The sequence below is a fragment of the Phenylobacterium sp. genome, assembly GCF_013822795.1.
Taxonomy (GTDB): Bacteria; Pseudomonadota; Alphaproteobacteria; order Caulobacterales; family Caulobacteraceae; genus Phenylobacterium.
Genome location: NZ_PNLB01000001.1, coordinates 310,510 through 323,118, shown reverse-complemented (window position 1 = coordinate 323,118; position 12,609 = coordinate 310,510). Strand labels below are relative to the sequence as shown.

Below are 12,609 nucleotides of genomic sequence, written 5' to 3'. Positions count from 1 at the left end.
TGGAGGGTCGAAGGTGTCCCGCTTCAAGCGACTGGCGCCCTACTTCATCATCGGCCCGATCAGCGGCCCGATGCTGGCCGGCGTCGTGATCAATTTCCGCGAGGGTCGGCCCGTCTTGGGATCGCTCTACGCGATCGCCCTGGCCCTCTACACCTTCCTGCTGCCAGGCATCACCGCCAAGCTCGGTCTCAACCTGATCTGACCGGGAACGCCGCCTTCAGGTCGCCGGATAGCAGGCCTGCGACGACAGCGTGAACGTCGTCGAGGTCAGCCCCGTCGTGAACACGTAGGGCACCGTCCCCACCACTCGACTGCCGCAGGCGGGGTTGGTGGCCGTAAAGGTCGGAACGCCCGGTCCTTTGTAGCGCCCCCGGCCATAGGTGTTGGTCGTCGCCGCGTTGGTGCAGGTCGTCTTCTTCACGGCGTTGCAACGCGCCGCGTCCTCGGCCGCATAGTTCAGGTTCGCGACCGTATAGACCATCAGGCTCAGATTGATCGCCCCAATGGTCAGCAGGACCATCGGCACGAGGATCAGCACGAATTCGACTGCCGAGGAACCGGTCTCGTCTCGCCCCAGCCTGCCCATCAAGCTCCGCATCGCGCCCATTTCAGTTCAGCCGCATCCAGGCGGTCTTGGTGATCGGCGTGGTCAGCAGGCTCGCGATCGAGGCCTGGCTGAAGATCGGCTGATAGGGATAGGTCACCGTGACCTGCACATAGTCGCCGGGAACCGTCTTTGAGCCGCTGAACTGCGCTTCGCAGGTGAACGGGTTTGGCTTGGTCGGCGCCAACCCGATCCTCCCGGCCGCGCCAACCAGGGTCAGCGCCCCGGAGCTGTTGACGCAGTAATAGCCCTCAGCCGGACTGGCCGCGGCGACGGTGACCGTCGCGCCCAGGGTCGTCGACTGCACCGCGGTCTGAATGGTCGTGGCCAGCCCCGTGCAGTTGGCCACCGCCGGCAGCTCGGCGCTCTGGTCGCACAAACGCCAAGCCGCATGCGTGCCCGCCTGGGCGGCCATCTCCACCTGCATTTTCTTGAAGACATAGACGCCGAGGTCGACGGCGTTGATCAGCGGCAAGACCAGCAGCGACAGCCACAGCACGAACTCGACCGCAGCCGCGCCGGCGTCGTCCCGCCAGAAACCTGCCCGCTTGGGCCTGCGCGCATTCATTGGACCAGCGCCGTTCGAGTGACGTAGTCGGCCGCGGTCGGCGGCTTCAGACCGGCCTGCGGGCACTCCGTCTGTTGCTCAAGGAACGTCGTCGTGCCGTTGGACCGGAATGTGTCGACCACCAAGGCGAAGCAGTTGTGGCCATTGCTCGCCTTGTTGACGATGCCGCCAATGTTTAGCGACGCATTTGGCATGTAGACCAACCCGGTAATGTTCCAGGTCGGACGATTGCCCGACACCGTGTAGTCGACGCCGCTGGTCAAGGCTGGGTCCTGGTAGACTGCAACGCCCGACCAATCGCCTGAAGTCGGCGCCGCGAAATCAGCCGTGTCCACGTTCAGATTGTGGGTGACATTGTTGGCGTGGGGGCCGGAGAAGATGATCGTCAGGTGAGAGCCGGCGGCGGTCTTTAGGGTCCGCCCACCCGGCACGGTGAGACTGCCCCTTCTGACCACGATCACACCGTTGCCCGAAATCGTGACGCCATTGCTGAACGTCACGCCGCCGCAGTAGGTCGTCGGCGTCGCGCTGACAGTCAGCGTGGTGGCGGTCACCGTAACGCCTGCGTACTTACCCTCGCAGGTGTCGGGCGGGATCTTCGCCGCGAGAATTTTGTAAGGGTCAGGAATCGGCGCCACGCCAGTCGTCCCGGCGCCGCCCGCAGCACAGTCGCTCCGGTTGCCGCCGGCGTCGGAACCGGCCGCGTTCAGATTGCCGCCGTTGCAGCGCGCCGTCCCGTTGGTGCCGACGCGGCACCCCGCCATGTTAGCTGCGTTGCAGCCGTTGCACCGGATGCCCTCGACGCCGGCACCGCCCGCAGCCAAAGCCAGAAGGCAATAGGACCCCCGCTGCCTCGGCGAGGCTACCGCAGAAGCCACAACCCTCTGCGCCGGCCCCGCGTCGGTGGTGTAATTGCCCTGGAAGCCGACGATGCGGGTCAGGTTGACCGGCATCAGCCGGGAGATCGTCACCCGATAGCAGTTCGCCTCGGTCAGCGGCGCGGGGCATTGCGCGGTGTTGATCGCCGTCACCGTGGTGTTGGCCGAGCCGTTGACGAAGCCGAACCGGCTCGCCACCGACCCGGCCTCGACGTTGTAATAGGGGGTCTTGGCGTCGACGCAGGTGGCCTGCGTGGCGTCGCAGCCGTTGGTCGCCGCGGCCAGGACGGCGGCGTCAGCCGCGGCCTGCATCGAGCGCTGGGCGAAAAACCAGCTGGAGGCCTCGGTGGCCATGCCCAGCATCCCGACCAGCGGAATGATCATCAGGGTCAGCATCGGACTGACACTGCCGCGCCGCTCCGAACCAAAGCCGGACAGCCGCGCCAGCAGCCTCCGCGAGGCGCCCTGTAATGGCTTGCAGACTCCGCCCATGACAGACAGCCCACCTGCTGGGGCGCCGCTCCAAGCGCGGCGCTGGAGCTCAATAGAAGTCCAACTCTCCGATCAATTCAATAGTCGAACACCCAATACGGGAATCTACCGCATCTACTCAAACAATGAGCGAGCGAGAGTTTCTTAACAGAAATCTTAACATGGAGATTTACTGCAAATTGCGTAATTAAATCCTCAATCGAGGCTCAGCCGATAGCCCAGCCCGGCCTCGGCGATCAGGAACCGCGGCGCCGCCGCGTCCGGCTCGATCTTGCGCCGCACCTGCCAGGCCAGCACCCGCACGTTCATGAAGTCGGCCTCGGTTCCGCGTCCCCAGATCGCCTCGATGATGGCGTCGTGGGTCACCACCTCGCCGCGCGCGTCCATCAACAGCGCCAGCAGCTCGGTCTCCTTGCGCGACAGCCGCACCGAGGCGCCGTCCACCGTCGCCCGCCGCACGGCCACATCCACGTGCAGGCCGCCGGCCGCCGCCTTGCTGGCGGACGCCGGCTGCGGGATGCGCAGCGCCACGCGGATCCGCGCCATCAGCTCGCCCATGTCGAACGGCTTGGCCACATAGTCGTTGGCGCCCAGGTCCAGGGCCGCGATCTTCTCGCGCTCCGAGCCGCGGGCCGACACCACCAGGAACGGCGCGCGCGAGATTGAACGCGCCTGGGCGATGACTTCCTTGCCGTCCATGTCGGGCAGGCCGAGGTCCAGCAACACCACCCCGAACTCGTTGCGAACCAGCTGCTCCAGGGCCTCCAACCCCGACTTGGCCGTCACCACCATGTAGCCGGCCTGGGTCAGCGCTGAGCGGAGCATCCGCTGCAGCTGTTCTTCGTCCTCGACAATCAGGATGCTCGCCGCACTCATGTTCCCCTCCCCGCCGGCAGGCTGACGCTGATCACCAGCCCGCTCTCCCCGTCCGACCGGTTCTGCGCCCGGACCGAACCGCCCAGTATCTCGACGAGACTGCGCGTGATGTAGAGCCCCAACCCCAGTCCCGGGGCCGGGGTCGATTGCCCACGAAAGAACCGGTCGAAGATCCGGTCGACCACGCCGGGGGCGACACCGCCGCCCTGGTCGGTGACGGTCATGACGATCGTCTCGCCCTCGCGCCGTGCGCGGACCGCGACCATCGAACCCTCGCCGCTGAACTTGATGGCGTTCTCGAGAATGTTGCCGGCCACCTGGGTCAGCAGGCCGTGATCGGCCACTACGCTCGTCTCGCCCACCTCGACATGCAGGAACCGCCGCGCGCCGCCGGCCTCTCCGAACGTCTCCCAGACGTCGTAGAGCAGCGGCTCCAGCGCAACCTCGGTCGGGTTGACGTCGATGGCCCCGGACTCCAGCCGCGCCACGCTGAGGAAGTTCTCGACATAGCGGTTCAGCCGATTGGCCTGCTCCTTGATGATCAGCAGCAACTCGCGCCGCGCCTCGCGGTCGTGCTGCTCGGGCAGGCTCAGAATGCTGGTGGCCGACCCGAGGATCCCGGCCAGCGGCGAGCGGAAGTGGTGCGAGACCGCGTCGAGCAGGATGGTCCGCAGTTGCTCGGTCCGGGCCCGAAACTCCATGTCAGCCTTCTCGACGCCGAGCCGCGCCCGGACGATCGCCGAGGCCCCGAGATCGATCACCGCGGCGGCGACCTCGTCGTCCGCCTCCTTGCGGCCGCGCCCTGCGCCGGGCGACCAGCGCGCCACGCCCACCACCCGGCCGTCCGAGGACAGCGCCCGCTCGCGCCAGCGCCCGCCCGCCGCCGAAGGCGTGCTCAGTCCCGCGCCGCCGGTCTCGTCGACCAGCTCGACTGCGCCGCCGCCGGTGACCTTCACCAGGCTCTCCAGCAGGATCTGGCGCACGCTCGCCTCGTCGGCCCCGGCTGCGAACTCACGGCTGGCGGCGGTCAGGCCGTCCATGGCCCGCCGCTCTTGCTGCAACCGGTCGGCCAGATAGCCGGCGCCCCAGCCGAACACGGCGTACATCAGCAGCTCAAAGGCGATCACCGACGGCGAACCTGCGAGCTGTCCAGGCGTAGGCGGGAACGCCAGCGCCGCCAACATGGTCAGCACGCCGCCGGCCAGTCCCAGGCTGCTCCCTAGCGCCGCGCCGATCAGCAGCACCGCGCCGGTCAAAATCAGCTGGGTGGCGCCCGGCCCCAAGGCGTCGCCCGCCACCCGCGCCAGCGCCCATCCGGCGCCGACGATCAGCACACAGACCCCGGTGCGCGCGGTGTTCTCGAGGATCTCGGCGCCCGACAGCCGCTCGCCGCGGACGCTGCGCATGAACTGACCAAGCGCGGTGTCCGACACATGCGCCGACAGCCGCCCGCCGACCGCCATCAGCGCCCGCGCCGCGCTCTCCCTGCGGCGCGCGACATCGGCATAGAGCCCGGCCGCGACCACCGCCGCGCCAAGCAGCGCAAACAGCAGCCCGTCTTGCGACAACCATCCCTGCGGCAAAACCGTTCGGGCCGCCAACTGCAGCGCCGCCAGCGCCGCGGCGCCCGCCGCCAAGCCATAGCCAAGCCCGAGGGCCGCGGCGATGACCAGCACCCCGGCCAGCAGCACGGCGCTGAATCGTTCAAGTCGGAGGTCGTTGATCAGGGCCAGCTCGACCGCCGCAGCGACAGCCAGGACCAGCAGAAAGGCCGCCAGGTATGCAGCCCCCTCATGGGCGATCAGGCGCCCACCTGAGAGGCGCTGCTGCCCGGCATCCTGACGCTCGACGGACATCAACACATCCCTGCACTATTGCGGCCGGAAGCATCACCCTTCGATTACTTCAATGATCGTAAGCACATAAATCCAGATTGAATAAGCCCTTTCGCCTATTGGGCGGTCTCGCCGCCCTCGCCTCGCGTCCGGAACCTGCTATCGTTCGCCGACGCCAGGATCAGGAGCCTCCCCCATGAATCCGCCCGCGATTCCGCCACGCCATTACCCGACCGCCAGCGCCAAGTGCGCCGACCTGGTCGTGCACGTCGTCGGCCTGACGCTCGCTCTGGTCGGCGGGATCGTGCTGCTCACCCTGGCGGTCAGGGCCCAGTCGCTCAGCATGGCGTTCGCGGTCGGCATCTACGCGCTTGGCTTACTGGCCATGCTCGGGTTTTCGACCGCCTACAACTTCGCCAAGCCGCGCTTTCGGCCCACCCTGCGCCGGCTCGATCACGCCGGGATCTTCCTGATGATCGCCGGCTCCTACACGCCGTTCACGACCCAGACCCTGACCGGCGCCTGGGCCTGGGGCATGACCGCGGCGGTGTGGTCGGTCGCCGCTTTCGGCGCCCTGGGCAAGGTGCTGCTGCCCGGCGTCGGACGCCGGGTCTGGGTTGCGGCCTATCTGCTGCTCGGCTGGATCGTGCTCGTGGCGTTCAAGCCGCTGCTAGCCAACGCCACCAGCCTCACCGTGCTACTGCTGGCGATCGGCGGGCTGCTCTATTCCAGCGGCGTGGCGTTCTATCTGAACAAGCAACTGCGCTATGCACGAGCCATCTGGCACGGCCACGTCGTGGCCGGAGCCGGCGTTCACTGGGCCGCGGTGCTGCTCGGGGTGGTGCTGACCGCGCGCTAGAGCCCTCAGGCCAGCCGCGGCGGCGCCCGTTCGGGCCTGATCTCCCGATCGCGGGGCGCAAACGAGCGCTCCTCCCCGGCCACGCGCTTCGCGCGACGCGCAGGCTTGATCTCCGCAACCCGCGCTAGCGGCAGCTGGGCCTTCAGCCGCAAGCCGCCATCCCCGGACTCCAGGTCCAGTCGCCCGCCGAGCTCGATCAAGCGCCCGCGCATGCTGCCGATGCCGACCCCGGTCTCGTGATCGACCACGGGGATGCGATCGCTGGCCAACTTGCCGCCGTCGTCCTCGACCATCAGCGAGACCTCGGCGCCGACATAGTTCAGCACCACGCGCACGCTGCGCGCGGCCGTATGCCGGTGCACGTTCATCAGCGCCTCCTGGAAGATGCGGAACAGGGCCCCCTCCATGGCGCTGGAGGCGTCGCGCGGCTGGCCCACTACGTCCACCGAGATGCGCAGCGAAGCCCGGCGACCGAAGCCGTCGGCGAAGACGCGCAGCCGCTCGGCCAGGTCGCCGCCGCTCGCCTGCGGCGGATGCAGCATGAACGAGAAGGTGCGGATCTCGCGATGCGCGGCCGCGATCGAATTGCGGATGTCGCGCAAGATCGCCTGATGGCTTTCGTCGAACACCGTCCGCCGCTCCAGCGCCGCCAGCGACAGGCCGATGGCCACTAGGTGCTGAGTGGTGGAGTCGTGCAGCTCACGCCCGATCCGCCGCCGCTCGTCCAGTTCGGCGCGGGCGACATCGGCCTTGGCCTGGGCCAGCGCGTTCGTCTGGGCGACCGCCGCGGTGACGTCGGAGGCGACGCCGATCACCCTGCGGACCAGCCCGTCCGGCGTGCGGGAGAACACCCGGGCTCGCGACTGCACGATCCGCCACTCGCCATCGGCGCCGCGGAGCCGCAGCTGCGTCTCGCAGACCTCGTGGTCGCCCAGGCCGGCCATGCTCTCGAGATGGCGCTGCAGCACGAGAACGTCGCTCGGATGCAGCCGATCCTGCACCTCGGCCAGCCCCGCGCCGGTCGGCGACAGTCCCAGGCTCTCGGCCAGCTGGGGGTGAATGTAACGCGTCCGCCGCTGCTGAATGTCGTAGACGTACAGCATGCCCGAACTGATCGGACCCAGGTGGTCGAACAGCGTCTCGCTGTGGGTCGTCAGGTGGTGCGAGCGGCCGGTGGGCGGGATCGACAAGATCACCTGCACGGCGCCGGCCGGGCCCCAGTCCATGGGATAGGCCCAGACGCGGACGCCGTCGGGCGTCTCGCCGGTGCGGAGCGCCCGGTCGATCCGGCCTGGCCGCCGCCCCTGCGCGCAACGCTCGACCAGCCCCTGGATGCGGCGCAGGTCGTCGTGACCGCAGACCTCCTCCAGCCGCCGGCCGCCGACATCCTGCGACGCGCCAAGCCGCGCCGCGAAGGCTGGGCTCGCTGATATGAATGTAATTCGTCCGCCGCTGAGCTCAGCGAGCGCTAGGGCAGCGCCAGGATACCCCCCCGCCACTGGCCGCGCTGCCGCGCACGAGGGGGCCGACGCGCTTGCGTCGGTGTGGGCTAACGCCATCGTCCGTCTCCCGCTTCCCTGGCCTCTCGACCTAAGGAAGTCCCAAACAGCGGTGCCCGTTCCCCCGACTAAAAGGAACACCCTCCCAGCATACATGCCCCACACTAAACGTATATGGGTGATCTTACTGATGCACTAACTAATCCAAGGGGTGTATTACCTAGGCATTCATACCTGGGGTGTTGGATGCTGAGGATTCTGATCGCCGATGATCACGAGATCGTTCGGCGGGGGATAAGGGACATCGTTGAAAGCCACCCGGGGTGGGAGGTGTGCGGCGAAGCTTCGGACGGCCAGTCCGCGGTGGAGCTCGCGGTGGTTGAACAGCCGGACGTCGCCGTGATCGACGTGTCGCTGCCGCTAATGAACGGTCTGGCCGTGACCCGCCGCCTGAGGCAGGACTCGCCGCAGACCAACGTCCTGCTCTTTACGATGCATGACGACGACGAAACCGTCAGCGGCGGTCTCGCGGCCGGGGCTCGCGGCTACCTGCTGAAGAGCGAGAGCGAGCAGCATCTCGAGGCGGCGATCTCCGCCTTGGGCGCCAATCGCCCCTACTTCTCGTCCTCGGTGTCGGAGCTGCTTCTCGAAGCGGCGGTGAGCGAACGCAAGCGCTCACGGCTGGAGAGCTTCACCATGCGCGAGCTTGAGGTGGCCCAGCTCATTGCCGAGGGCAACTCCAACAAGCAGATCGCCCGGCAGCTCCAGATCAGCGTCAAGACCGTGGAAAGCCACCGCGCCGCGGCGATGCGCAAGGCAGGCGTGCGAACCGCGGCCGAGTTCGTTCGTTTTGGAATAAAACATAATCTTATCCAGCCCTAAGTCCCTTACCGGCGACCCCGGACATCGGGTTTGACCCGATGGCGGCGATAGGCGCGCGCTGGAACGCTTCCGGGTAACACGGAGGCGTCCACGCCCATGGCGTCGCAACTACAAACGAACCCGTTCGACGCCCGGCGCACGGCCGCTGACGGTGTCGTTCTCGGGTTTCCCCTGCTGCTGGTCGATGCGGTTCGCCGCACGCATCCAGTAGGCATGAATCAGATTCTGGCTCTGCCGGGCGAGTGCAGCGTCATCACGCCTGGCCTGGCCGACGATGACGATCTGGTCGTGCGCGCCAGCGCCTGGATCGACCTCAGCGATGGGCCGATGCTGTTGGCCCTGCCCAATCTCGGCGGCCGCTATTGGGCGATCTCGCTGTTCGACGCCTGGGGGCGGCGCATCGGGCGCGTCGATCCCCGTACCCACCAACGAGGGGTCGACCTCGTGCTCGCCGGCCCCGGCTGGCGCGGCGAGGCGCCCAAGGACGCGGTCGCCCGACGTGCGCCCTCCGATCTCGTCTGGGCCGTCGTGCGGATCGCCGCCCGTTCGCCGGGCGACCGGGACTTCGCCCAAGGTCTGTTGGAAAAGCTCGCGCTCGGCCCGGCTGAACCGCCCGGCGCGCCGCTGCGCGCCCTCTCCGGCCAGGTTGACGCCCCGCTGCAGCCTGCGCTGGACGCGCTGACCACGCTCTCCCCCCACCGCCTGTTCCACCACCTGGCTCGCCTGCTGGCGCGCTATCCGGACACCGAGCGCCTCGACACCGCCGCCCTGGCGGAAATTGGCCTCACGCCCGGCAAGGCCTTCCACCTCCCCGAAGACAGCGTCATCCGCGACGCTCTGACGCTCGGCGCCGCCGACGGCTTCGCCAGGGTGATCCACGACCAGGGCCCGGCGGAGGCTACGATCTGGCGGAACGTACTGTCCGGGGCCCCGGACGGATCGGCTGCCGCAACCTTGGCGAACCTCGGCGCTGCGGCGGCCGAGGACATCCAGCAATGGGTGTGCGACTGCGACCGCGACGGGCGCCCGCTCATCGGGTCGGAACCGTATGTCGTCAGGTTCGCGCCCGGCGCGGCTCCGCCGGTCGATGGCTTCTGGACGCTTAGCCTGGCCAGCCGCTCGCCCAGCGGGGCGCTGCGGGCCGGCCGCCAGCTTATCGACAGCCGCACCGCCCTGGAGCTCGACCCCGACGGCGCGCTCACCCTGCGCATCGATCATCAGCCGGCCGAGCCCACCGCCAACTGGCTCGCCGCACCGCCGGGACGGCTGCGGCTGCGGCTCAAGCTCTACTGGCCCAAGGCCTCGGCCCTCGACGGGGGCTGGCGCCCCCCCGAGCCCGAGCGCGTCGGCGGCGCGCGTCGCTCCTCAACCGCCCAAACAGAAAACCGGGAAACCCGTTTATGAGAACGCTTCGTTGGCTCTCCGTGATGTCCGCCTGCGCGCTGATCGCCTCTCCCGTCGTCGCTCAGCCAGCGCAGACCAGCCCGCCGGCCACGGCCACCGACGCCGACAGCGATATCGATCCGGCGGCCATGGAAGCCATGAAGCGGATGAGCGCCTATCTCGGCACGCAGACCAGCTTCGAGCTGAAGACCAACGGCGCCTTCGACCTGGTGCTGGACGACGGCCAGCGCCTCCAGTTCGGCGACAACGCCACCTTCAAGGTGCGCCGTCCCAACGGCTTCGTCATCGAGCGGGTCGGCGACTACAAGGACCGCCGCTTCACCTATGACGGCAAGAAGCTGACCGTCTCCTCGCCGCGCACATCCTACTACGCGCAGGTCGACGCCCCGCCGACCATCCGCGAAACCCTCGCCCTCGCCAGCGACCGTTACGGCATCGAGCTGCCGCTGACCGACCTCTTCCGCTGGAGCGAGCCGGGCGGCGGTCGGGCCGACGACATCAAGGAAGCCCTCTATGTCGGCCCGGCGCTCGTCGACGGGACCCGCACCGACCACTACGCCTTCCGCGAGGCCGACGTCGACTGGCAGATCTGGATCGCCCAGGGCGACGCGCCGGTCCCACGCAAGATCGTCATCACCGACCGCACCGATCCCAGCTCGCCGCAGTACACCGCCACCCTGGCGTGGAATTTCCGGCCGGCCTTCGACGCCCAGACCTTCGCCTTTACGGCCCCGGCCGGGGCCATGCCCATCCGCCTGACCGCGCTTGGCAAGTAGGAGTCACCGCATGTGGAAGTTCCATAGTCTGTCCCTCACCGCCGCGGCGCTCTCGGCAGCGTTGTTTCCCGTCATCGCTGAGGCCCGCCCCGGCGGCGGCGGCGGCGGCGGTCACCAGGTCCGCGGCGGCGCTCGTTCCAGCGTCCAGGGCGCCCGGCCAGCCGCCTCGCGCGCGCCGGCGGCCCATGCGAACGTGAACCGGGGCGGCTCTCGTCCCGCGGCAGCGAACCGTTCTGCCAACGTCGACCGCGCCGCCGCCTCCAATCGGGCGGCCAACGTCGACCGCACCGCTGTCTCCAATCGGACGGCTAACGTCAATCGCGGCGCGAACGTCAATCGCAGCGGCAACAGGGTCAACACCGGCAACGTCAACGTCGGCAACAACGTCAACATCGATGTCGACCACGACAACGGCTGGGGCTGGGGCGACCACGACTATCATCCGGTCGCCGCGGGCGTCGCCCTCGGCACGGCGGCGGCCGTCACCTCGGCCGCGCTCGGCGCGCGCTACTACTCGCTGCCGCCGGCCTGCTCGCCCTACCCATACTCTGGAATGACCTATTACTCGTGCGGCGGCGCCTACTACGCGCCCCAGTATGAAGGCGATACCGTCGTCTACGTAGTCGTGGATCGTCCAGGCTAGGGTGCATGCGCGTAGCAGTCGTAGCGTTTTGCCTTGCGCTGGCCTCGCCCGCGCTCGCCGATGAAGCCGCGCCCTCGCCTGACGAGGGCGTCCCGCCCGCCAAACCATTCAGCTTCGTGGCCATGCCGATCCCGGTCTCCAATCCGGCGATCGGCAACGGCTTGGCCGTCGCCGCCCTGGGCATCTACACCCACGACAAGTCCGCGCCGCCCTGGGTCACTGGGGTGGGCGGCCTCTACACCGACACCACGAGCTGGGCCGCCTTCGCCGGCCAGCAGGCCAATTTCCGGCAGGATGCGATCCGCCTGACCATCGGCGCCGGCGGCGGCGACTTCCACCTCGACTTCTACGGCGTGGGCGCCGGCGCCGGGGCCAGAAACCGGGCTATTCCGATCGATCAGCAAGGCGGCGGCGCCGTGGCCGAGGCGCTGTTCCGCGTGCGACCCCACACCTATCTCGGGCTGCGCTATCGAGGCATCGCCCTGAAGACCAACCTCGACTTCAGCCAGATCCCATTTCCGGACCTCGCGCTGCCCAAGGTCGAACTCGACAGCGCCAGCTCGGCGCTCGGCCTCGCGGCCGAGTATGACACCCGCGACAATCAGTTCGCCCCGCGCCGAGGCGCCTACGTCACCTCGCAGTGGCTGCTCGCCGACCAGGCGTTAAGCAGCGACTTCGACTACAGCCGCTTCGAGCTGGCCGCCAACGCCTATCACGCCCTCTCCGCCAAGGCGGTGGTCGCCGCGCGGCTGGCGGTTTGCGACAGCGGCGACGGAGCCCCGTTCTTCGACCTTTGCCTGTTCGGCCAGAACAACGACCTGCGCGGTTACGATCCGGGCCGCTACCGCGACCACACCCTGGTCTCGGCGCAAGTCGAATACCGACGCGATCTATTCTGGCGGATCGGCGCGGTGGCCTTCGCCGGGGTCGGCGGGGTCGCGCCCTCGTTCGACAAGCTCGGCTCCACCCTCCTGCCCGCGGTCGGCGTCGGGCTGCGCCTCAAGGCCTCCAAGGCGCACAACGTCAACGCCAGCTTTGACTTCGCGTTCGGCGAGGACTCCCAGGCCTTCTACTTCTACATCGGCGAGGCCTTCTAACCTCGGGGTAATTCATGCCGCGCATGAGGCGCCGACCTGATCACAGTGATTAACGGCCAATGGTGTGATGACCACGTCGGAACGCTCCTTCCCCTCCCCCCGGGGACCGCTCCGTCAGTCGGGCATCGGGCCCGGCCTCCTGGACAGGCCCCGCGTCACTCTCGAGGGCGCGGGGCCTAACCGTGCGCGCCGCTCG

Annotated in this window: 13 protein-coding genes; 7 read left to right on the top strand and 6 right to left on the bottom strand. The window is 68.5% G+C overall.

Going from position 1 to position 12,609, the window contains the following annotated elements:
* The first annotated feature begins 13 nt into the window (after window positions 1-13).
* Window positions 14-202: a hypothetical protein gene (locus C0481_RS01495; RefSeq protein ID WP_293399919.1), complete on the top strand. Its 189-nt coding sequence runs from the start codon at window positions 14-16 to the stop codon at window positions 200-202.
* A gap of 15 nt (window positions 203-217) precedes the next feature.
* On the opposite strand, the gene C0481_RS01490 is transcribed toward C0481_RS01495, so the two are convergent.
* The 5 genes from C0481_RS01490 to C0481_RS01470 form a co-directional block, all read right to left on the bottom strand.
* Entirely contained in the window at window positions 218-598 is a 381-nt protein-coding gene (locus tag C0481_RS01490) for a TadE family protein (protein ID WP_293399916.1), read from the bottom strand.
* A 10-nt stretch (window positions 599-608) separates the two neighbouring features.
* Window positions 609-1,172: a TadE/TadG family type IV pilus assembly protein gene (locus C0481_RS01485; RefSeq protein ID WP_293399913.1), complete on the bottom strand. Its 564-nt coding sequence runs from the start codon at window positions 1,170-1,172 to the stop codon at window positions 609-611.
* Complete coding sequence (locus C0481_RS01480) at window positions 1,169-2,542, bottom strand: pilus assembly protein TadG-related protein (RefSeq protein ID WP_293399910.1); 1,374 nt, start codon at window positions 2,540-2,542, stop codon at window positions 1,169-1,171. Before C0481_RS01480 ends, C0481_RS01485 begins: the two co-directional genes overlap by 4 nt.
* A gap of 195 nt (window positions 2,543-2,737) precedes the next feature.
* A complete protein-coding gene (locus C0481_RS01475) occupies window positions 2,738-3,418 on the bottom strand; it encodes a response regulator transcription factor (RefSeq protein ID WP_293399907.1) in 681 nt (226 codons plus the stop codon).
* Window positions 3,415-5,274: an ATP-binding protein gene (locus tag C0481_RS01470; RefSeq protein WP_293399904.1), complete on the bottom strand. Its 1,860-nt coding sequence runs from the start codon at window positions 5,272-5,274 to the stop codon at window positions 3,415-3,417. Before C0481_RS01470 ends, C0481_RS01475 begins: the two co-directional genes overlap by 4 nt.
* Before the next feature lie 175 nt (window positions 5,275-5,449).
* Between C0481_RS01470 and C0481_RS01465 the strand changes: the two genes are divergently transcribed.
* On the top strand, window positions 5,450-6,112 hold the full coding sequence (locus C0481_RS01465) for a hemolysin III family protein (RefSeq protein WP_293399901.1): 663 nt from the start codon (window positions 5,450-5,452) through the stop codon (window positions 6,110-6,112).
* A gap of 5 nt (window positions 6,113-6,117) precedes the next feature.
* Here C0481_RS01465 and C0481_RS01460 read toward each other — a convergent pair whose 3' ends face one another.
* Complete coding sequence (locus tag C0481_RS01460) at window positions 6,118-7,611, bottom strand: histidine kinase (protein WP_293399898.1); 1,494 nt, start codon at window positions 7,609-7,611, stop codon at window positions 6,118-6,120.
* A 246-nt stretch (window positions 7,612-7,857) separates the two neighbouring features.
* Between C0481_RS01460 and C0481_RS01455 the strand changes: the two genes are divergently transcribed.
* From C0481_RS01455 to C0481_RS01435, 5 genes are all read left to right on the top strand, one after another.
* Complete coding sequence (locus C0481_RS01455; RefSeq protein WP_293399895.1) at window positions 7,858-8,493, top strand: response regulator transcription factor; 636 nt, start codon at window positions 7,858-7,860, stop codon at window positions 8,491-8,493.
* A 213-nt stretch (window positions 8,494-8,706) separates the two neighbouring features.
* On the top strand, window positions 8,707-9,897 hold the full coding sequence (locus tag C0481_RS01450; protein ID WP_293399892.1) for a DUF1254 domain-containing protein: 1,191 nt from the start codon (window positions 8,707-8,709) through the stop codon (window positions 9,895-9,897).
* Window positions 9,894-10,673, top strand: a complete 780-nt coding sequence (locus tag C0481_RS01445) for a DUF2092 domain-containing protein (RefSeq protein ID WP_293399889.1) — start codon at window positions 9,894-9,896, stop codon at window positions 10,671-10,673. Before C0481_RS01450 ends, C0481_RS01445 begins: the two co-directional genes overlap by 4 nt.
* 10 nt (window positions 10,674-10,683) lie before the next feature.
* The gene (locus C0481_RS01440; protein ID WP_293399886.1) at window positions 10,684-11,316 is read left to right on the top strand and encodes a hypothetical protein; all 633 of its coding nucleotides are present in this window, start codon (window positions 10,684-10,686) and stop codon (window positions 11,314-11,316) included.
* A 5-nt stretch (window positions 11,317-11,321) separates the two neighbouring features.
* A complete protein-coding gene (locus C0481_RS01435) occupies window positions 11,322-12,413 on the top strand; it encodes a BamA/TamA family outer membrane protein (protein ID WP_293399883.1) in 1,092 nt (363 codons plus the stop codon).
* Window positions 12,414-12,609 lie beyond the last annotated feature (196 nt).

What these genes read in the sequence shown, in the direction of transcription:
- C0481_RS01465 (WP_293399901.1), top strand. Translation starts at nt 5,450, where the DNA reads ATGAATCCGCCCGCGATTCCGCCACGCCATTACCCGACCGCCAGCGCC.
- C0481_RS01470 (WP_293399904.1), bottom strand. Translation starts at nt 5,274, where the DNA reads ATGTCCGTCGAGCGTCAGGATGCCGGGCAGCAGCGCCTCTCAGGTGGG.
- C0481_RS01450 (WP_293399892.1), top strand. Translation starts at nt 8,707, where the DNA reads ATGAATCAGATTCTGGCTCTGCCGGGCGAGTGCAGCGTCATCACGCCT.
- C0481_RS01485 (WP_293399913.1), bottom strand. Translation starts at nt 1,172, where the DNA reads ATGAATGCGCGCAGGCCCAAGCGGGCAGGTTTCTGGCGGGACGACGCC.
- C0481_RS01475 (WP_293399907.1), bottom strand. Translation starts at nt 3,418, where the DNA reads ATGAGTGCGGCGAGCATCCTGATTGTCGAGGACGAAGAACAGCTGCAG.
- C0481_RS01440 (WP_293399886.1), top strand. Translation starts at nt 10,684, where the DNA reads ATGTGGAAGTTCCATAGTCTGTCCCTCACCGCCGCGGCGCTCTCGGCA.
- C0481_RS01445 (WP_293399889.1), top strand. Translation starts at nt 9,894, where the DNA reads ATGAGAACGCTTCGTTGGCTCTCCGTGATGTCCGCCTGCGCGCTGATC.
- C0481_RS01455 (WP_293399895.1), top strand. Translation starts at nt 7,858, where the DNA reads ATGCTGAGGATTCTGATCGCCGATGATCACGAGATCGTTCGGCGGGGG.
- C0481_RS01435 (WP_293399883.1), top strand. Translation starts at nt 11,322, where the DNA reads ATGCGCGTAGCAGTCGTAGCGTTTTGCCTTGCGCTGGCCTCGCCCGCG.
- C0481_RS01490 (WP_293399916.1), bottom strand. Translation starts at nt 598, where the DNA reads ATGCGGAGCTTGATGGGCAGGCTGGGGCGAGACGAGACCGGTTCCTCG.
- C0481_RS01480 (WP_293399910.1), bottom strand. Translation starts at nt 2,542, where the DNA reads ATGGGCGGAGTCTGCAAGCCATTACAGGGCGCCTCGCGGAGGCTGCTG.